General features: G+C 58.6%; 15 protein-coding genes. 8 read left to right on the top strand and 7 right to left on the bottom strand.

The window, feature by feature from the left end:
• Positions 1 to 82 precede the first annotated feature (82 nt).
• The gene (locus tag RGM3321_RS21255) at positions 83 to 3919 is read right to left on the bottom strand and encodes an EAL domain-containing protein (RefSeq protein ID WP_244394702.1); all 3837 of its coding nucleotides are present in this window, start codon (positions 3917 to 3919) and stop codon (positions 83 to 85) included.
• Between the two features lie 383 nt (positions 3920 to 4302).
• Here RGM3321_RS21255 and ettA point away from each other — a divergent pair, with 383 nt between their 5' ends.
• Positions 4303 to 5967: an energy-dependent translational throttle protein EttA gene (gene ettA / locus RGM3321_RS21250; protein ID WP_003368689.1), complete on the top strand. Its 1665-nt coding sequence runs from the start codon at positions 4303 to 4305 to the stop codon at positions 5965 to 5967.
• Between the two features lie 66 nt (positions 5968 to 6033).
• Here ettA and RGM3321_RS21245 read toward each other — a convergent pair whose 3' ends face one another.
• From RGM3321_RS21245 to RGM3321_RS21230, 4 genes are all read right to left on the bottom strand, one after another.
• Positions 6034 to 6531 carry a GreA/GreB family elongation factor gene (locus RGM3321_RS21245; RefSeq protein ID WP_244394701.1) on the bottom strand — a complete coding sequence of 166 codons (498 nt, stop codon included), beginning with the start codon at positions 6529 to 6531 and terminating at the stop codon, positions 6034 to 6036.
• Positions 6532 to 6601: 70 nt separating this feature from the next.
• Positions 6602 to 6955, bottom strand: a complete 354-nt coding sequence (locus tag RGM3321_RS21240; RefSeq protein WP_002555223.1) for a hypothetical protein — start codon at positions 6953 to 6955, stop codon at positions 6602 to 6604.
• A 135-nt stretch (positions 6956 to 7090) separates the two neighbouring features.
• The gene (locus tag RGM3321_RS21235) at positions 7091 to 8944 is read right to left on the bottom strand and encodes a DUF4105 domain-containing protein (RefSeq protein WP_244394700.1); all 1854 of its coding nucleotides are present in this window, start codon (positions 8942 to 8944) and stop codon (positions 7091 to 7093) included.
• Positions 8945 to 9015: 71 nt separating this feature from the next.
• Positions 9016 to 9504: a DUF3015 domain-containing protein gene (locus RGM3321_RS21230; RefSeq protein WP_003379721.1), complete on the bottom strand. Its 489-nt coding sequence runs from the start codon at positions 9502 to 9504 to the stop codon at positions 9016 to 9018.
• 275 nt (positions 9505 to 9779) lie between these two features.
• Here RGM3321_RS21230 and RGM3321_RS21225 point away from each other — a divergent pair, with 275 nt between their 5' ends.
• The 5 genes from RGM3321_RS21225 (at position 9780) to RGM3321_RS21205 (ending at position 14539) form a co-directional block, all read left to right on the top strand.
• Positions 9780 to 12215: an ATP-binding protein gene (locus RGM3321_RS21225; RefSeq protein ID WP_054071850.1), complete on the top strand. Its 2436-nt coding sequence runs from the start codon at positions 9780 to 9782 to the stop codon at positions 12213 to 12215.
• 185 nt (positions 12216 to 12400) lie between these two features.
• Positions 12401 to 12730 carry a hypothetical protein gene (locus tag RGM3321_RS21220; RefSeq protein ID WP_244394699.1) on the top strand — a complete coding sequence of 110 codons (330 nt, stop codon included), beginning with the start codon at positions 12401 to 12403 and terminating at the stop codon, positions 12728 to 12730.
• A gap of 133 nt (positions 12731 to 12863) precedes the next feature.
• Complete coding sequence (locus RGM3321_RS21215) at positions 12864 to 13352, top strand: TIGR00645 family protein (protein ID WP_003379718.1); 489 nt, start codon at positions 12864 to 12866, stop codon at positions 13350 to 13352.
• Positions 13353 to 13459: 107 nt separating this feature from the next.
• Positions 13460 to 13768 carry a DUF6482 family protein gene (locus RGM3321_RS21210; protein ID WP_058409404.1) on the top strand — a complete coding sequence of 103 codons (309 nt, stop codon included), beginning with the start codon at positions 13460 to 13462 and terminating at the stop codon, positions 13766 to 13768.
• Between the two features lie 153 nt (positions 13769 to 13921).
• Entirely contained in the window at positions 13922 to 14539 is a 618-nt protein-coding gene (locus RGM3321_RS21205; RefSeq protein ID WP_005736691.1) for an FKBP-type peptidyl-prolyl cis-trans isomerase, read from the top strand.
• A 79-nt stretch (positions 14540 to 14618) separates the two neighbouring features.
• Here RGM3321_RS21205 and RGM3321_RS21200 read toward each other — a convergent pair whose 3' ends face one another.
• A complete protein-coding gene (locus RGM3321_RS21200) occupies positions 14619 to 14861 on the bottom strand; it encodes a hypothetical protein (RefSeq protein WP_002555214.1) in 243 nt (80 codons plus the stop codon).
• A 313-nt stretch (positions 14862 to 15174) separates the two neighbouring features.
• Complete coding sequence (locus tag RGM3321_RS21195) at positions 15175 to 16758, bottom strand: peptide chain release factor 3 (RefSeq protein ID WP_244394698.1); 1584 nt, start codon at positions 16756 to 16758, stop codon at positions 15175 to 15177.
• Positions 16759 to 17103: 345 nt separating this feature from the next.
• On the opposite strand from RGM3321_RS21195, the gene RGM3321_RS21190 reads away from it, so the two are divergent.
• Together RGM3321_RS21190 and RGM3321_RS21185 are read left to right on the top strand one after the other, a co-directional pair.
• Entirely contained in the window at positions 17104 to 17817 is a 714-nt protein-coding gene (locus RGM3321_RS21190) for an ABC transporter permease (RefSeq protein WP_002555212.1), read from the top strand.
• Positions 17818 to 17831: 14 nt separating this feature from the next.
• Positions 17832 to 18725 carry a glycine betaine ABC transporter substrate-binding protein gene (locus RGM3321_RS21185; protein ID WP_244394697.1) on the top strand — a complete coding sequence of 298 codons (894 nt, stop codon included), beginning with the start codon at positions 17832 to 17834 and terminating at the stop codon, positions 18723 to 18725.
• The last annotated feature ends 8 nt before the right edge of the window (positions 18726 to 18733 follow it).

Raw genomic sequence — 18733 nt, 5'->3', positions numbered from 1 at the left:
GAGGCAGTGGCTCAAGTCTACTCATATTCAAGGGTTCGGCTATCGTTCAAATGGACGATGGCGACGTTGCGAGAACTGGCCCTCAATCCAGCATGAACAACGCGTCGTTGCTGAATTGCGCTTCGAACTGGGCAGGTGGCATCGGGCGGCCGAACAGGTAGCCCTGGACTTCGTCGCAGTCGTGTTCGCGAAGAAACTCCAGTTGCTCGTGGGTTTCTACGCCTTCGGCGATCACCGAGAGGTTCAGGCTGTGGGCCATGGCGATGATAGCGCGGGCGATCTGGGCGTCCTGCTCTCCGGACGGCAGGCCATCGACGAAGGTGCGGTCGATCTTCAGTACGTCGATCGGAAACTGTTTGAGGTAGTTCAGCGACGAGTAGCCGGTGCCGAAGTCATCGACGGCGATGCTCAGGCCGAGGTTCTTGAGGCCATCGAGTATCTGCATGGCCTCGTTGACCTCGCGCATCAGGATGCTTTCGGTCAGCTCCAGTTCCAGGCAGGCGGGTGACAGGCCGGTCTGTTCGAGTATGTGGGCGATGCGTTTACCGAGCTGACCGTCCGAGAACTGCCGTGCCGAGATGTTGACCGACACCTTGGGCACGCGAACCCTGGCCTGATGCCAGTGCTTGAGTTGACGGCAGGCTTCGGCCAGGACCCAGTCGCCGACTTCCACGACCAGCCCGAGCTCTTCGAGCACCGGGATGAAGTCGTTGGGCGGGACCAGTCCGCGGCGCGGATGGCGCCAGCGCAACAGGGCTTCCGCGCCCGTCAGGCGTTTGCCGTCGCCGCTGAACTGCGGTTGGTAGAAGAGGGTGAACTCCTTCTGCTCCAGGGCGTGGCGCAAGTCGCTTTCCAGCTCCAGACGCTCCAGCGCGGTCGCGTTCATGTCGGCCTGATAGAACTGGAAGTTGTTCTTGCCGCGCTCTTTGGCGTGATACATCGCCGTGTCGGCGTTCTTCATCAACTGGCTCAGTTCCTTGCCGTCCTGCGGGCTGAGCGCGATGCCGATGCTGGCAGTGACAAAGAACTCGCGGCCTTCAAGTACAAACGGCGTCACCAGACTGGTCAGAATCCGCTCGGCCACGTGAATGGCGCGAGACAGCGCGGCTTCGCGCGTGGTGTCCGGCTGCAGTAACAGGGTGAACTCATCCCCGCCCATGCGTGCCACGGTGTCGTCGGAAGACACGCAGGCGAGTAGCCGCGTGGCCATTTCCTGAAGCATCCGGTCGCCAGCGGCATGGCCCAGCGAGTCATTGATCGGTTTGAAGCGGTCGAGGTCGAGGAACATCAATACCACCCAAGCCTGTTGGCGCTCGGCGTGTTGCAGCGCCGAATGCAGACGGTCCTGAAACAGGGTGCGATTGGGCAGGTGAGTCAGGGCGTCGTAATAGGCCAGACGGTGGATGCGGTCCTCGCTGGCCTTGCGCTCGCTGATATCGCTGAAAAAGCACACATAACTCGCCAGATCGCCTTCGTCGTCGAGCACTGCGGTAATGCCGACCCAGGCCGGGTAGTGTTCGCCGTTACGGCGCTTGAGCCTGATTTCACCTTCCCAGGTGCCTTGGCCGTTCAATTGCTTGAGGATGTAGCGCAGGTGGTTTTCCTGTTCCGATTCCACCGTGAGCATGCCCGGTAGCTGGTCGAGCACCTGGGCAACTTCGTAGCCGCTGACGCGGGTGAACGCCTCGTTGGCCTGAACGATATAGCCGGCAGGGTCGGTAATGAGGATCGCCGATGTCGAGTGTTCAAATACGGTGGCGGCCATGCGCAGGTCTTTTTCTGCCCGACGCTGCTGGCTGATGTCCCGGCCGACCCCGAAGATACCCTCGAAATTGCCGTGCTCGTCCCACACCAGCACCACCCGCAGTTCCACTGGTATCTTGCGGCCGTCTGCACGCAGGCAGTCGAACAGAAACATTCTGGTCGTCACCTCTTCGCGCAATCTGGCGAGTTCCTGAGGTTTGTGCAGCACCTTGCCGATGCGGTTGATGAGCGCATCGAAACCGATCACTTGCTGAGGGTTGGCAATGACGGCGGACCAGCCGTTCTGGAGAATCCACTCGGCGCTGTACCCCAGCGCGCTTTCCACCGAGGGGCTGACGTAATTGACTGCCAACTGGCCATCCGTGGAAAAGATCACATCGCTGATGCTTTCAGCGAGCATGCGGTAACGCTGTTCGCTGTCACGCAGCGACTGGCTGGACGAAACCTGCTCGGTAATGTCCGTGGCGATGCCGATGATGCGGGTGACCAGGTTCTCTGCGTCCCAGGCCAGTGCCTGTTCGCGAACATCGAAGCAGCGCCAGTTGTTCTCGCGATCCCGGAAGCGCAACACACATTGCAATAACTCGTTATGGCCGTGGTGGCGCTGGCGCAGGCGCATGTCCTGATAGCTTCTGGCGTCGTCAGGGTGCAGCAGGACTTCCCAGAAGAACTCGCCCATGGCGCGCAGCTCGGACTTGCTGTAGCCCAGCGTGTAGCCGAAATGGTGGTTGCTGTAGATCACACGCTGGCTGAGTACGTCCTGAACGTACAAGTGGTCCGGTACGGTTCGCACCACGTCGGACCAAAAGCTCTCGCGGTCCAGCAATGACAGCTCGATCTGCTTGCGGCTGGTGATATCGCCGATGCTGAGAATAACGGCATCGAAGTCGCTGCGTGATTCGGGCAGGCGCATGACCAGCCATAGATGCTGGTCCTGGCCGCACGCGCGTGTCAGGCAGATTTCCAGCTCCAGCCTTGGCAACCCGGCGAGAACAGCCTGAATGACCTGAACGCCGATGCCGGGGCGCGACCGCGATTCGCCCTCGATCAACGGCTGCCACGCCTGCTCACTGTGTTCGATTTCCAGCAGGCCCAGGGCAACTTCGTTGAGTTCGTTGATTCGCAACTGCTGCAACAGTCTTTTCAGCGAGGCTGGCTGGCTTTTGAGCAGAAGCTCGAAGTCTTCGTCCGTTCTGACCTCGAGTGCTTCCAGCTGCTCTTGCAGACCCGACATGTCCATGACGCAGATCGCAACGCCTGCACCCTCGAAGATATCGCGATAGCGGCGGCGGCTTTGCAGCATCTGGCGCTGGCGTTTGCGCAGACTCATCAGCGCGATCAGCGGCAGGATCGACAGCAGCAGGCCTATCAGGCATTTGCCGATCAGTGGCGCAAGCAGCTCGCTGCGGGCCTTGTAGGTATCGAACAGGCCTCGCAGTTGCCAGTCACTATTGCTCAGTGGCTGAAGCAGAATGGTCTCGGAAAGACCGCTGTCTGCCTCGTTGGAGGGCGCCGGTTCACGGAGGAGAACCCGCTGGGTCTTGCGTTGTTCAAGGCGCCACACATGTTGAAAGTATTGAGCGGGCTGGCTGGTCAGGTCCTTCAAGGCGTCGGGTGCCATGCGCAGCGCCCAGTAATCGCCGCTGACGCCACCGCCTTGGCGGATCAGTACATAAATCTGTTTACCGTCTTCGGTGCCGGTGTAGAAATAGGGGTGTCCTTGGGCCTTTTTCATGGCCTGCTTGAGAAACTCTCCGTCGCGGGATGCCTCGGCGCTGTCACTGACAATGTCACCCGTCGGGTTCAGTCGCGCGGCGCTGCGCAGCGCGGGCAGGGCAGTACGAAGGCTTGCCAGTGCCGTCGGCTGCTCCAGCCGGTCTCCGGAGGATTGCGCCTCGTCCAGCAGATTCATGGCGATTTGCGCCTTGAGTGCCATGTTCAGACTCATTCGGTCGGAAAGCTGGATGCTGTACTCCAGGCTGCGCTGGCGCTGGCGTTCCTGAGTCTGGTGAAACTGTTCGATCAATTGCCAGAGCAGCAGTGCAAGCACCACCAACACCAGCGCGGCCAATACACCTTTCACTGAGCCGCGCAAAGGCCTGGTCGCACTGTCGGTAGCGACACTGGATGACGGCAGAGGCGTTGAAGTGGGCAAATCGTTGTTCCTGACTGCTGGACTGAAGCAGCGATGCTTTATGTAAAATAAGCGGGTCGCCCAAAGAGGGCGGCTAGCATGCCTTTACTTGTGGCAGAGTGCCAGCCCCGTTGGGCCGGATCGTTTGCCCTGCACGCTGCATTCGGGTAGCTTTGCGCAACGCGTGGTATCCACCGACTCCTGCATGAGTGACTCCACTTTTTGCAATATCGACCAGGCTTTATATGTTTCAGCACGGCCCCGATCTGTTTCTGCCTGGGTTCATTCAAGGCTCGGAACGGTCTCGCGGCAAGTCTTGCGGACAAATAAAAGCTTTTTTCCGGCCGGAGCTTTAAGCTCGCGTTCCAAATCGGTCCTCATCACAGACGCTAGGTTTTCATTTCATGGCTCAATACGTCTACACCATGCATCGGCTGAGCAAAGTTGTGCCGCCGAAGCGTGAAATCCTGAAAAACATCTCTCTGTCTTTCTTCCCCGGCGCCAAGATCGGCGTGCTGGGTCTCAACGGCTCGGGCAAGTCCACGCTGTTGAAAATCATGGCTGGCGTCGACACCGAATTTGACGGCGAAGCGCGCCCGATGCCCGAGCTTAATGTGGGTTATCTGCCGCAAGAGCCACAACTTGACCCGAACAAGACGGTCCGTGAAGTGGTTGAAGAGGCAGTCAGCGTGATCAAGGACGCCCAGGCGCGTCTTGATCAGGTTTACGCCGAATATGCCGAGCCGGACGCTGATTTCGACAAGCTGGCAGCCGAGCAGGCCAAGCTTGAAGCGATCCTGCAGGCCAGCGACGGTCATAACCTGGAACGCCAGTTGGAAGTAGCCGCCGACGCACTGCGTCTGCCCGCCTGGGATGCCAAGGTTTCGGTCCTGTCGGGTGGTGAAAAGCGCCGTGTTGCGTTATGCCGCCTGTTGCTGTCGGCACCGGACATGCTGCTGCTCGACGAACCGACCAACCACCTGGATGCCGACTCTGTCGCCTGGCTGGAGCATTTCCTGCACGACTTCCCGGGCACCGTGGTTGCGATCACGCACGACCGTTATTTCCTGGATAACGTGGCTGGCTGGATTCTGGAACTCGACCGCGGCGCGGGCATTCCTTACGAGGGTAACTATTCCGGCTGGCTTGAAGCCAAGTCCGACCGTCTGGCTCAGGAGTCCAAGCAACAGACGGCTCACGAAAAGGCCATGAAAGACGAGCTGGAATGGGTCCGCAAGGGTGCCAAGGCGCGTCAGTCCAAATCCAAGGCGCGTCTGCAACGCTTTGAAGAAATGCAGTCGCAGGAATTCCAGAAACGCAGCGAGACCAACGAGATCTACATCCCGGCCGGTCCGCGTCTGGGCGACAAGGTTATCGAGTTCAAGAACGTTACCAAGGGCTACGGCGACCGCGTGTTGATCGACAACCTGTCGTTCTCCATGCCTAAAGGCGCCATCGTCGGCGTGATCGGTGGTAACGGTGCCGGTAAATCGACCCTGTTCCGCATGCTTATGGGCAAGGAACAGCCGGATTCGGGCAGCATCGAAGTCGGTGAGACCGTTCAACTGGCCTGCGTGGACCAGAGCCGCGATGACCTGGACGGCAGCAAATCGGTATTTCAGGCGGTGTCCGATGGTTCCGACGTGATCCGTATCGGCAACTATGAAATTCCGTCTCGCACCTACGTTGGTCGTTTCAACTTCAAGGGCGGCGATCAGCAGAAGTTCGTCAAGGACCTGTCCGGTGGTGAGCGTGGCCGTCTGCATCTGGCGCTGACCCTGAAAGAGGGCGGCAACGTGCTGCTGCTCGACGAACCTTCAAACGACCTTGACGTTGAAACCCTTCGTTCGCTGGAGGAAGCGCTGCTGGACTTCCCGGGCGCCGCCATTGTGATCTCCCATGATCGGTGGTTCCTTGACCGTGTAGCGACACACATCCTGGCGTACGAAGACGATTCGCAAGCGATCTTCTTCGAGGGTAACTACACCGAGTATGAAGCGGATCGCAAGAAGCGTCTGGGTGAAGCAGCTGCCCAGCCGCACCGTGTGCGTCACAAGAAGCTGGCCTGATCAGCGTTTAGGCACGCGCCGTTCCTGACCGGGAACGGCGCTGCCGTTATTGTTCATCAGCGCGCTTTAAGCATCTGGCTCGATCAGCAGTATTTCAATCGACTGATTCCCTGCCGGCCGCTCCCACACCACTTCATCGCCTTTCTGCGCACCGATCAATGCACGTCCCAGTGGCGAGCCCCAGTTGATCAGCCCTTTGGCGGCATCCGCCTGATCCTCCCCGACCAGATGCACGCGCTGCCGGTTGTCTTCTTCATCCGCGAACGTCACCCAACTGCCAATTTGTACTTTTTCGGTCGAGACGGCCGTTGTCACAACCTGCGCACTTTGCAGGCGCTGGGTGTAGTAACGCAGGTCGCGTTCAAGGTCCGCCTGGCGCTGTTTATCGGCGGCGTCTCCCAACGCGGCTTGTGCGCTGTGCTGCGCCTTGAGGCTGCTGACGTGCTTCTTGAGCAACTTCAGGCCCTCGGCAGTGACGTAATTGGTCTGTGCGCTGACCAGCCGCTCTACCGGTTGCTCGGCATCGGCGGCAGCGTTGTCTTCGTTTACAAATGCGCGGCTCATGAGGTGTCCTCCCTAATGAGCTTTGGGCCACAAGCGGACAGCATTGGTTTCGTCGATTTTCCCGCGTGCGTCAGTTTGGGCGATAGGCCTTGGCTGCACTGCGGGTCTTCTCCCGCTCCCAGGCACGGTCACGATCGTTGAAGACCTGGCCGGGGTCGAGTCGGTCGCGGTTATCCTGCGAGGCCTGACACTGGCGAAAGCCGTCAGTCCAGCCTTGGGCGTAGAGCTTGTCCTTCAGATAGCGGGGTACGTTTTTTCTGAATTGACCGGTGCTGGCGCCTGCTGCGTCCCTGCCACTGCTGCAACCATCCTGATAACCGTCTGCAAAGCCCGGTGGATAACCCTCGGCCAACATCTGGTCACGAGTGGACTGACAACCTGCCAGCACGATGGCCAGCGACAACAACACCCAATACCGCTTCATGGTGGTTCCCTCTACTTATGAGAGGAGTCTAGAAGGTAATTTGTGAGTTATTTGTAAAAGCGATGTAGTGAATAAGTGATGGCAGCGTGCCTTTATTTTGAGGCGGCTCCGCCCGCATTTTTTGCACTCACCTTGTCAGTAGTGATACCACTTCACCTCAAGCATCACCTCGTTCTGCGGCGAGCTCATCTGGCTGAATTCGCGTTGAGCACTTAGACGCAGGCCGAGGTTGCGCGACAGCTCCCACTGCTGATTGAGACTGACGCTACGGCGTACTTCGCCATTGGTGAAATAGTCGCCCTTGGCTTCCAGGCTCAGGTTGCCCAGCGGGTTGCGCCACAGTACGCCAGTGTTGAAACCAGCAGCGGGGGAGATGAATTCGGCGAAGTCGTTGTTGTGCTCGACCCGCACGGTGCCCAGCGCAAAGCCGAGCACTTCGTCGCCCAATTGCCAGGTACCGCCGCCACCACCGTTGACGTGGCTGACAAGGTTTTCATCGCCATGTTTGCCGAGTACCCGTTCCAGCCCACCGGTGACTTGCCATGACCAGGGTTTCAGCAGCTCGGTACGCGGGGTCAGGGAGCGAATGGTGGCCAGGTCCAGTTGCTGAACTTGCCAGTCATTACCTTCGTATTGGCGCACCTTGAGCTGAAGAATTTCGATCTGCGCACCCAGCGGAAAGCCATAGGCGTTGTCGTTCAGGTCGTGATAGGCCATGCGCAGGCCATATTCGGCGAACGCTTTGTCACCGCGTGTGCCGGCACCCAGTTGCCAGGTGCGTGATTCATGGCCTTCTTCCGGCAGGCCGGGACGCGGGATGTCCAGCTGTGGCGGCGGGTTTTGATTGATTGCCTGCAGCAATTCGAAACTGCGTTGTGAGCGTTGTGTATCGCGTTCAAGCCCGTTGGCGCGGTAGCGCTCCAGACGATACGCCGCGTCCTGAATCAACGCGCGGCGTTCTTTCGGCTGGGCGAGGTACTGGCGGTCTTGCAGTTGTTTCTGATCGGCGCTGACTTTCAGCACCCACTGTTGCTCGTCGGCATCAAGGGGCTCGGCGCGGCTCAGCAGTTCCCGCTCGCGGGAAGGGCGATAGTCGATCTTTTCCACGAGCCCTGCGGCCTTGATCGCCTTGACCGTATCGGTCGGGATCGCAGTCAGGCCGAATTGCCCGGTGAGATTCAGCCCAGGTCGTGCGACCTGCAGCAATTCCAGCAGACGGTACGAGCAGTTTTCGTCGAAGAAGAAATAGCTGAAGCGGATCTGTTTCAGCTCCCAGACGTGTTCGACCATGCGCCCGGTTTCTTCCGGGGTCAGGTTCAGACGGTACTCCCACAGGTCACGGTTTTCCAGGCTGCGGTATTCCGAGAGCTTTTCCTGATAGGGCACCAGCGCAAACAACCCCGGGTAGCCGCCGGCCAGTCCTTTCCACGCGTACAGAATGCTGTTGTCCATGCCTTCGATGTAGGCACCGAAGTTGATTGCATAGCTCAGCAAGGTGGTGTTGTTGGTTTTCGCGCTGGCCGGATCGATGCGCAGTAACGTGTGGCCGAACATCGACGAGGGGCTGTTGAGGTACGCGGCCGGAAAAATCAGCACGGTGCTGTCCGGTGCCACATCCTTGTACCAGGCCTTGAACTCTTTGCAGTCCGGCGCTGGCAGATCAGTCAGTTGCAACTGGTCGCGCAGCCAGCGGGTGCGTGCCGGGTACACGCACTGGGCGTGGGTCTGTTCGTTGGTTACGGGGGCGTATATGGCGTCAAGTGTCGCGCTCAGTTCCGCTTTCGGGTCGTGTGCACCGTCGGCAGCGAGAAAGAATTTAGGGTCTGTCACATAGCTGCGCCAACCGCCGAGCTTGCCTGCCTCGTAGTGACCCAGTGAAATCCAGAACGGCTCATTGGCCAATTGCTGCAAACGGTCAGCGGCAGCATGAGGTGCCGCAGACAAGGGGGCACAGACAAACAGCGCCAGCGAGAGAAGACGTTTGAGCATAGAGGGCAACTAGTCAGAGAATTCAGGAAAAAGAATCCCGCCTTTTGCGAAGAAAAGGCGGGTGAGCGACTTTAAGCCTGGGTAGCGTACTTGGCCAGAGTCGGATCGTTTTTCAGAACGTTGACGGTGTTGGTGTGAACGTCTTCAGCGGTGGCGTCGGCCTTGCTGAAAATTTGCGAGAAGTGCTCGTGAGTGACCGCAGCGAAGTGCTCACGGTCTTCTGGTGCAACGCCCAATACCACAGCGTAGGTAGTCAGTGCTTCGCCCTGACCCATCGCCATGTCCTTGGAAAGTTCATCCATCATGCCGTTCATGGCAAGCCAGGATTTACCACCGTAAGTCAGTGCGCTGTTGGTCGAGCAGCCGTTGGTACCGGAGGTCATGCCAAAGGTGGCGTTACCCGAGGTGCCGTTGGTGGTTGAGGCCAGGAAGTGAGCTGGAGTGCCGCGTTGACCTTCAAACAGCATGTTGCCCCAGCCGCAGTCAGGACCGCCTGGCGCTTGAGCCATAGCGTTGATGGATACAGCGGCGAAGAGCGTTCCAAGAAGAATCCGTTTCATAGCTTTTTCTCTTTTTAGTTCAGCCAAGGGTAGAGTTTCTTGAGTAGTCACATCAAGACAGACGGTCAACCAGCAACCACCTGTGCAATTTGGAGCTTAGGCGGGTTCCAAGGGTTCCGTGAGCTATTACAGATTATTGCCGGAAATAGAAATTTTCCGGGCAACGGGCAATTGCTTTAAGTCTGTAAGCGCCTTTCGGTTTTTCCTGCCTTGCAAGTCTTGTACGGCGAGCGCCAGAATGCCGACATCTGCCCCGCCTGATGTAAGGACTACTGATGCCCGATTCTGTCGCAGCCAACCTACGCCTCGCGCCACATGCGCTGACCCGTCCGTTTTCCGCTGAGCAGTTCAGCTTTGCGACCACTAACGAGCTTGAACCCTTTCGCGGCGTACTAGGCCAGGAGCGTGCCGTAGAGGCCTTGCAGTTCGGCGTTGCCATGCCGCGCCCCGGTTACAACGTATTTGTCATGGGCGAACCCGGCACTGGCCGCTTTTCGTTCGTCAAGCGCTACCTCAAGGCCGAAGGCAAGCGGATGAAGACGCCTTCGGACTGGGTTTACGTCAACAATTTCGATGAGCCCCGCGAGCCCAAGGCGCTAGAACTGCCACCGGGCACTGCCCATGAATTCACGGCCGACATCGGTGGCCTTATCGATAACCTGCTGGTGACCTTCCCCGCGGTTTTCGAGCACCCGTCCTATCAGCAAAAGAAAAGCTCGATTGACCGTGCGTTCAATCAACGCTACGACCGCGCACTGGATGTGATCGAGCGCCTGTCGCTGGAAAAGGACATCGCGCTGTATCGCGACAGCTCCAACATCGCCTTCACGCCAATGGCCGATGGCAAGGCGCTGGACGAGGCCGAGTTTTCGCAGTTGCCCGAGGCTGATCGCGAGCGTTTTCACGAAGATATCTCCGCCCTTGAGGAGCGCCTCAACGAAGAGTTGGCCAGCCTGCCGCAGTGGAAGCGTGAGTCGAACAACCAGCTTCGTCAGTTGAACGAAGAAACCATCACGCTGACCTTGCAGCCACTGTTGGCGCCGCTCTCGGAAAAATACGCCGAGAACGCTGCGGTCTGCGCATACCTGCAAGCGATGCAGGTGTACCTGCTCAAGACATTGGTCGAGCAGCTGGTCGACGACGCCAAGACCGACGCTCAGGCACGCAAGTTACTGGAAGAGCAGTACAGCCCGAGCCTGGTGGTCGGCAATACCCGCGACGGCGGCGCGCCGGTGGTTTTCGAGCAGCATCCTACGTATGACAACCTGTTCGGGCGTATCGAATACAGCACTGATCAGGGCGCGCTGTACACCACGTATCGCCAGTTGCGGCCCGGTGCGCTGCATCGCGCCAATGGGGGCTTTCTGATTCTGGAAGCCGAAAAAATGCTCGGCGAGCCGTTCGTCTGGGATGCGCTCAAGCGCACCCTGCAGTCGCGCAAGCTGAAGATGGAATCGCCGCTGGGCGAGCTGGGGCGCGTGGCAACCGTTAGTCTGACGCCGCAGGTTATTCCGTGGAACGTCAAGATCATCATCATTGGTTCGCGCTCGCTGTATTACACCCTGCAAGACCTCGATCCTGACTTTCAGGAGATGTTCCGGGTGCTGGTCGATTTCGACGAAGAAATTCCGATGGTCGACGAGACACTCGAGCAATTCGCTCAGTTGCTGAAGACCCGAACGTCGGAAGAGGGCATGGCGCCTTTGACCGCCGATGCGGTGGCGCGACTGGCGACCTACAGCGCTCGACTGGCTGAACACCAGGGGCGTTTGTCGGCGCGTATCGGCGATCTGTTCCAGTTGGTCAGCGAGGCAGACTTCATTCGCCAGCTGGCCAACGACGACAAGACCGACGCCGGGCATATCGAGCGTGCGCTGAAAGCCAAGGCCACGCGCACCGGGCGGGTTTCCGCGCGGATTCTCGATGACATGATGGCGGGTGTGATCCTCATCGATACGGACGGTGCCGCGGTTGGCAAATGCAACGGCCTGACGGTTCTGGAAGTCGGTGATTCGGCCTTTGGCGTGCCGGCGCGTATTTCCGCCACGGTCTATCCGGGTGGCAGCGGGATTGTCGACATCGAGCGCGAGGTCAATCTTGGTCAGCCGATCCACTCCAAGGGCGTGATGATCCTCACCGGCTATCTGGGTAGCCGTTATGCTCAGGAATTCCCGCTGGCGATATCCGCGAGTATCGCGCTTGAGCAATCCTACGGTTACGTGGACGGCGACAGTGCGTCGCTGGGCGAAGCCTGCACGCTGATTTCAGCGCTGTCGCGCACACCGCTCAAGCAGTGCTTCGCAATTACCGGCTCCATCAACCAGTTCGGTGAAGTGCAGGCGGTGGGCGGGGTCAACGAGAAAATCGAAGGCTTCTTCCGTCTTTGTGAGGCTCGCGGGCTGACGGGCGAGCAGGGCGCTATCATTCCGCACGCCAACGTCACCACGCTGATGCTGGATGAGCGTGTGGTGCAGGCCGTGCGTGACGGGCAATTCCATATCTATGCGGTACGTCAGGCTGACGAGGCCTTGAGCCTGCTGGTCGGCGAACCTGCCGGTGCGCCTGACGAGAATGGCGAGTTTCCGGAAGGCAGCGTGAATGCGCGTGTGGTTGAGCGCTTGCGCGACATCGCGGAAATGCTCAGCGACGAAGACCTCAAGGAAGAGCTGGAGAAGGAGCCAGCCCAGTTACAGCCTGAACTGAAGGTCTGACAACGGCGCTAGCCTGGCGGTGCTGACGCCGCCCGGTATTGCGTTCATCAGCCATCCGTTCATCAGGGATATTTCGCGCGGGACGGTTTTCTTCTAATCTTGATCATGACCGCAGTGGCCAATTGGATTGGCGCACATCCTGCTTTGTCAGACGGATGAATACTGTTGCTGATCAGGAGCGCATTATGCAGCGTAGCCTTTGCCTTACCCGAGAATGCATGGGGCTGATGACTCGCATCGAATGTGTCATTCGGCCTCTTCCCCACGATGGCGGACAATGGATGGTGCTCTTCGCAGCCGGCATGGCCGAAGAACAGCCCTCCGCGATCAAGTCCCAAGGACCGTTCATCGGCCTGCCAGCAGCGCAGGCGGTACTGACGAGCATCATCGAGAGCCTGTCGCTGCATGGTTATCAATGCGCCGATGATGTACCGATATGGACCTTGCATATTCAAGCCGAACTGCGCCGTATCGACAGTGGCATGGTGGTGTGTGAGCGCTCATCGCCTTTCTAGCCAGTTTGCGCTACGCCAACCGGTCTGCTGGCAGTGCATGCATGAGGGCTGTGCGATATTTTGTCGCATCTCCAGAGCTGCGCGTTACCGCTGATATACTCGCCCGCTCCTTCAAAACACCTTGCGAGTATCAATGGAACGTTTTTTTGAAAATGCCATGTACGCATCGCGCTGGCTGCTGGCGCCGATCTATTTCGGTCTTTCTCTCGGGCTGCTGGCGTTATGTCTGAAATTCTTCCAGGAAATCTTTCACGTCATCCCCAACATCTTCTCGCTGGCCGAAGCTGATCTGATTCTGGTGCTGCTGTCGCTGATCGACATGGCGCTGGTGGGCGGTTTGCTGGTGATGGTGATGATTTCCGGCTACGAGAACTTCGTATCGCAGCTGGACATTGATGAGGACAAGGAAAAGCTCAACTGGCTGGGCACCATGGATTCGTCTTCGCTGAAGATGAAAGTGGCGGCCTCAATTGTGGCAATCTCCTCCATCCACCTGCTGCGGGTGTTCATGGATGCCACCAACATCAAGCCTGAATACCTGATGTGGTACGTGATTATCCACATGACCTTCGTGATATCCGCGTTTGCGATGGGCTATCTGGACAAGCTGACCAAGCACTGAGGCTAGCGAAGGTAAAAGGGGCGGGCGGTTTCGGTTCTGGTGTGTCGCGTCCTTGTGTTGTAAAACGTCCGTTCCGATGCATTAGACGTTGCGCAGGAGAGTCGACCATGAATTACCAGGAGTTTACCGACCACGCCCAGGCCGGTCGGGTGGACGAGCTGAACCTGATCTCCATCGAAGGCGGTATTTATCTGCTCGATGTGCGCATGAATGGCACCTCGGTGATGCTCAAGGACCCGGCAGGCAAGACCTTGCATCTTCGTTCGGTGGAGCATGCCCGGGAGTTGCTGAAGAACGTGCCGGTGGTGCCGTTCTATCTGGTGCATAGCGTGGTGCATGACGAGCTGTGCGGCATGCCGGTCAATGACCGTTCCGAGATGCGCATGCCTATCTCCTTTCATTCGTCATGGTCCTGACTTTAAAGGGCCAATCGCCACTGCGGTAGGGGCGGTGGGGGCAATTGTGCTAGGCTGCTCGCCCTTTTGGTTCGGGGCGCATCAGGGTATAGCGTGATTGCCGTTCAGGTATTGCGTGATTATCGACTGCGTGCCCCTCTGCGGAGCAGTGTCATGTCCGAAGTCAATCTGTCCACCGACGAAACCCGCGTCAGCTACGGCATTGGCCGTCAGTTGGGCGACCAGTTGCGCGACAACCCGCCACCGGGTGTCAACCTGGAAGCCATCGTGGCAGGCCTGCGTGATGCGTTTGGCGGTCAGCCAAGCCGTGTGGGTCAGGAAGAGATGTCCGCCAGCTTCAAGGTCATCCGTGAAATCATGCAGGCCGAAGCGGCCGCCAAGGCTGAACAGGCTGCGGGTGCCGGCAAGGCTTACCTGGCTGAAAATGCCAAGCGCGAAGGCGTGACCACGCTGGCTTCCGGCCTTCAATTTGAAGCGCTGACTTCCGGTGATGGTGCCAAGCCAACCCGTGAAGACCAGGTGCGCGTGCACTATCACGGCACGCTGATTGACGGCACTGTCTTCGACAGCTCTTACGATCGTGGCGAACCTGCCGAGTTTCCGGTCAGCGGCGTGATCGCGGGCTGGACCGAGGCGCTGCAACTGATGAATGCTGGCAGCAAATGGCGTCTGCACGTACCGAGCGAACTGGCTTACGGCGCTCAGGGCGTTGGCAGCATCGCACCGCACAGCGTGCTGGTGTTCGACGTGGAATTGCTCGACGTTCTGTAATCGACCCGGTCGATACAGAGGGTCGCTGAACGAATCGCGCTGATTCGCTCAGCGGTGGGGTTGTGCTGATGCTCCATGCTCAGTGCAACTCACCCATCGGGCGTAACGCCCGCGCATAGCAGAACAGAAACAGGTTTCTCACCAGCTCCTTGAGCACCAAGGGTTCACTGGAACTCAAGCTACACACATCAAGATCGCCCTGATCACGTAACTCCTCCAGCGCTTCCTCTTCCAGAACCGCACACACTTCGCCGGTCTCGCGGTGAAGAATTCTCAGGTAAGGGTGGGGGCGGTCCAGCCATGCATCGATCAAATAGGTCATGTCTCATCTCCTGTGCAAGTAAGATGAGAATAATTCTTATCGGGATAATAGCAAGGCACTATTGAGATTAATTCTCATTTTGCGCCGAATGGTTGACGCAGGTCAGGGAATGCTAGCCGGGAGCGGGCGCAGAGCGTCCAGAACTACATGCCGACGCGGAGCGTCGGCACGATAGGTGTTCTCTCGGACACTTGTCAGTCCTCACGCCCGACGCAGAGCATCGGGACGATAGTTACAGAACTATCGTTCCTCAAGCTCCGCGTGGGAATGCCGTTCGTGACGCTCTGCGTCACATGGCGACGCCGTCGGCCTGTCAGTGATGCTCGCGGGTGGCGCGGAATTTCACGTCGGGCCAGCGTTCTTCCATCAGCGCCAGGTTCACGCGGGTAGGGGCGAGGTAGGTCAGGTGACCGCCGCCGTCCACTGCCAGGTTTTCCACAGCCTTGTTCTCAAACTCTTCAAGCTTCTTCTTGTCGGCGCAGTCGATCCAGCGGGCTGACCAGACGGTGATCGGCTCGTAGGCGCACTCGACCTTGTATTCTTCCTTCAGACGGCTGGCGACCACATCGAACTGCAGCACACCGACGGCGCCGAGGATGATGTCGTTGCTGCGCTGCGGGAAGAACACCTGCGTGGCGCCTTCTTCGGCCAGCTGCTGAAGGCCCTGACGCAGTTGCTTGGACTTGAGCGGGTCCTTCAGACGCACGCGGCGGAACAGCTCCGGGGCAAAGTGCGGAATACCGGTAAAGCCCAGTGCTTCGCCTTCGGTGAACGTATCGCCAATCTGGATGGTGCCGTGGTTGTGCAAGCCAATGATGTCACCGGCGTAGGCTTCTTCCAGTTGCTCGCGCTCCGAAGAGAAGAACGTCAGAGCGTCGCCGATCCGTACGTCCTTGCCCAGGCGCACGTGGCGCATTTTCATGCCCTTGTCATAACGACCCGAGCAGATACGCATGAAGGCGATGCGGTCGCGGTGCTTGGGGTCCATGTTCGCCTGGATCTTGAACACGAAACCGCTGAATTTCTCTTCCGCCGGCTCGACGGTGCGCTCGTTGGCCACACGTGCCAGCGGCTTGGGCGCCCAGTTCACCACGGCATCGAGTACATGGTCGACGCCGAAGTTGCCCAGCGCGGTACCGAAGAACACCGGGGTCAGCTGACCGTCGATGAATTCCTGCTGGTTGAACTCGTGGCAGGCACCCTGGACCAGTTCCAGTTGCTCGACAAAGCGGTCGTACTCGTCACCCAGATGGGCGCGGGCTTCGTCCGAATCGAGCTTCTCGATGATTTTGGTTTCGGTACGCTCGTGGCCATGACCTGCGGTGTAGACAATGATGTAGTCGTCGGCCAGGTGATAGACACCCTTGAAGTCCCGGTAGCAACCAATCGGCCAGGTGATCGGTGCCGCCTTGATCTTGAGGACCGCTTCGATTTCATCGAGCAGCTCGATCGGGTCGCGGATGTCGCGGTCGAGCTTGTTGATGAAGCTGACGATAGGCGTGTCGCGCAGACGGCAGACATCCATCAGCGCGATGGTGCGTGGCTCGACGCCTTTACCGCCGTCGAGGACCATCAAGGCCGAGTCGACCGCCGTCAGGGTGCGGTAGGTGTCTTCGGAGAAGTCTTCGTGGCCCGGTGTGTCGAGCAGGTTAATCATGTGCTCGCGATACGGAAACTGCATCACGGATGTGGTGATGGAAATACCGCGTTGTTTCTCCATTTCCATCCAGTCGGAGGTGGCGTGACGGTCGGATTTACGCGACTTGACCGTACCGGCGACGGAAATGGCCTTGCCCATCAGCAGGAGTTTTTCCGTGATGGTGGTTTTACCCGCATCCGGGTGGGAAATAATGGCGAAAGTGCGGCGTTTCGCGACTTCGGCGGCCTGTTGGGTCATGGGAAATCGCCTGGGATGGGATTGAAAAAGGGCGCAGATTATAGCTCAACTCGCGGCAATAACCGAACCGTTCAGACAATAAACGATGGCCAGATAATGTCTCGTTTGGGAACCTTTCAGGTCGTGGAGACGTCCACTCCCCCGTCAAGGCTCGCAACGAAGCCAACGCAAGGGGCTGATTCATCAGTATGTTGGCTTGACGAAGCTGCGCTTATGGCTTGTGTTTTCGCCGAGGTTAAACCCTTACCGGCGACCCACCCGCTGCTCTTCGCGAACGTTATTGCCGGTGTCCTTTTCTGGATGCTCTGGTCAACGCGTTCGCCGACTGAAATAAGGAGTCCGCCTGTGGCTAATCGCTATGGCAAGGGGCTATTGGGAGGTGCGGTTGTTATCGCACTCCTGGCCCTGCTGATCCACTGGATCGGCATCAGTACTATCAAGCAATACCAGGATGACCTGCTGTTCTACCTTCAGGCTCACCTGATTCTGGTTCTGGTTTCAATGTTGGCGGCCCTGGTGGTCGGTATCCCCGCAGGCATCGCCCTCAGCCGACCGAGCATGGTTGGCCGCGCCGAACGTTTCATGCAGATCTTCAACATTGGCAACACCGTTCCTCCTCTCGCCGTTCTGGCCATTGCCCTCGGGATACTCGGGATCGGCAGCGGGCCTGCGATCTTTGCGCTGTTCCTCGCCTCTTTATTGCCCATCGTGCGTAACACCTATGAAGGCCTGAAAAACGTTCAGGGTTCACTCAAGGAAGCTGCGGTCGGCATCGGCATGACCCCGCGTCAGGTGCTGTGGCGTGTCGAGTTGCCTAACGCCGTGCCGATCATCATCGGTGGTGTGCGTGTCGCGCTGGCGATCAATGTCGGGACCGCGCCGCTGGCGTTCCTCATCGGCGCCAATAGCCTGGGCAGCCTGATTTTCCCTGGCATCGCCTTGAACAACCAGCCGCAACTGGTGCTGGGTGCGGCGTGTACCGCTCTGCTGGCGCTGCTGCTTGACGGGCTGGTGATACTGGCCAGTCGTCTCTGGCTGGAACGCGGTCTGGCTCGCTGAGCGAAGGAATTATCATGAAAAGAATATGCTTGTTTTTAGGCTTTGCCTTGCTGTTTCCGGCATTTGCCCAAGCGGTGGATAAACCGCTTTTACGGGTCGGAGCACGGGTTTTCACCGAGCAGACCATGCTTGCCGAGCTGACTGCGCAATACCTGCGAACCAAGAACTACGATGTACAGATTACCGGCGGTCTTGGCAGCAACCTTGCGCGTAGCGCACAGGAAAGCGGTCAGCTGGATCTGCTCTGGGAATACACCGGTGTGTCGCTGGTTGCCTACAACCATATCGATGAAAAACTCGACAGCGCACAGACTTACGCGCGAGTGAAGGAAGTCGATGCCAAGAAAGGCCTGGTCTGGCTTTCGCCGTCGAAATTCAACAACACCTACGCGCTGGCACTGCCGCAAAAAGTGGCTGACAAGTACCCGCAGGTCAACACCATGACCGACCTGACCAAAGTGCTCAAGGACGAAGCCAAAGAGGGTCATGTCGTAGCGCTGGACACCGAGTTTGCCAACCGTTCCGACGGCCTGATCGGTATGGTCAAGCACTACGACATGAATCTCGGTCGTGAAAACACCCGGCAGATGGACGCCGGGCTGGTCTACACCGCGCTGCGTAACGGTCAGGTTTTCGCCGGTCTGGTGTACACCACCGACGGACGTCTCAACGCGTTCAAACTGAAAGTGCTGGAAGACGACAAGCATTATTTCCCGGACTACACCGCTGCGCCGGTGATCCGCCAGGAGTATCTGGACAAGCATCCGGACATCGCCACGCTGCTCAAGCCACTGGCTGATCTGCTGGACAACCAGACCATGATCGACCTCAACGCTCGCGTCGACGTCGGCCATGAAAGCCCCTCCACGGTTGCTGCAGATTTTCTGCGTCAGCACCCATTGAATTAAGGAAGGAG

Source organism: Pseudomonas sp. RGM 3321 (assembly GCF_022836805.1).
In the GTDB taxonomy this organism is placed as follows: Bacteria; Pseudomonadota; Gammaproteobacteria; order Pseudomonadales; family Pseudomonadaceae; genus Aquipseudomonas.
This window is presented reverse-complemented; position numbering and strand designations above follow the sequence as displayed.

Excerpts from the sequence above, each read along its gene's own strand:
- ettA (WP_003368689.1), top strand. The coding sequence starts at position 4,303 with ATGGCTCAATACGTCTACACCATGCATCGGCTGAGCAAAGTTGTGCCG.
- RGM3321_RS21245 (WP_244394701.1), bottom strand. The coding sequence starts at position 6,531 with ATGAGCCGCGCATTTGTAAACGAAGACAACGCTGCCGCCGATGCCGAG.
- RGM3321_RS21240 (WP_002555223.1), bottom strand. The coding sequence starts at position 6,955 with ATGAAGCGGTATTGGGTGTTGTTGTCGCTGGCCATCGTGCTGGCAGGT.
- RGM3321_RS21235 (WP_244394700.1), bottom strand. The coding sequence starts at position 8,944 with ATGCTCAAACGTCTTCTCTCGCTGGCGCTGTTTGTCTGTGCCCCCTTG.
- RGM3321_RS21230 (WP_003379721.1), bottom strand. The coding sequence starts at position 9,504 with ATGAAACGGATTCTTCTTGGAACGCTCTTCGCCGCTGTATCCATCAAC.
- RGM3321_RS21225 (WP_054071850.1), top strand. The coding sequence starts at position 9,780 with ATGCCCGATTCTGTCGCAGCCAACCTACGCCTCGCGCCACATGCGCTG.
- RGM3321_RS21220 (WP_244394699.1), top strand. The coding sequence starts at position 12,401 with ATGCAGCGTAGCCTTTGCCTTACCCGAGAATGCATGGGGCTGATGACT.
- RGM3321_RS21215 (WP_003379718.1), top strand. The coding sequence starts at position 12,864 with ATGGAACGTTTTTTTGAAAATGCCATGTACGCATCGCGCTGGCTGCTG.
- RGM3321_RS21210 (WP_058409404.1), top strand. The coding sequence starts at position 13,460 with ATGAATTACCAGGAGTTTACCGACCACGCCCAGGCCGGTCGGGTGGAC.
- RGM3321_RS21205 (WP_005736691.1), top strand. The coding sequence starts at position 13,922 with ATGTCCGAAGTCAATCTGTCCACCGACGAAACCCGCGTCAGCTACGGC.
- RGM3321_RS21200 (WP_002555214.1), bottom strand. The coding sequence starts at position 14,861 with ATGACCTATTTGATCGATGCATGGCTGGACCGCCCCCACCCTTACCTG.
- RGM3321_RS21195 (WP_244394698.1), bottom strand. The coding sequence starts at position 16,758 with ATGACCCAACAGGCCGCCGAAGTCGCGAAACGCCGCACTTTCGCCATT.
- RGM3321_RS21185 (WP_244394697.1), top strand. The coding sequence starts at position 17,832 with ATGAAAAGAATATGCTTGTTTTTAGGCTTTGCCTTGCTGTTTCCGGCA.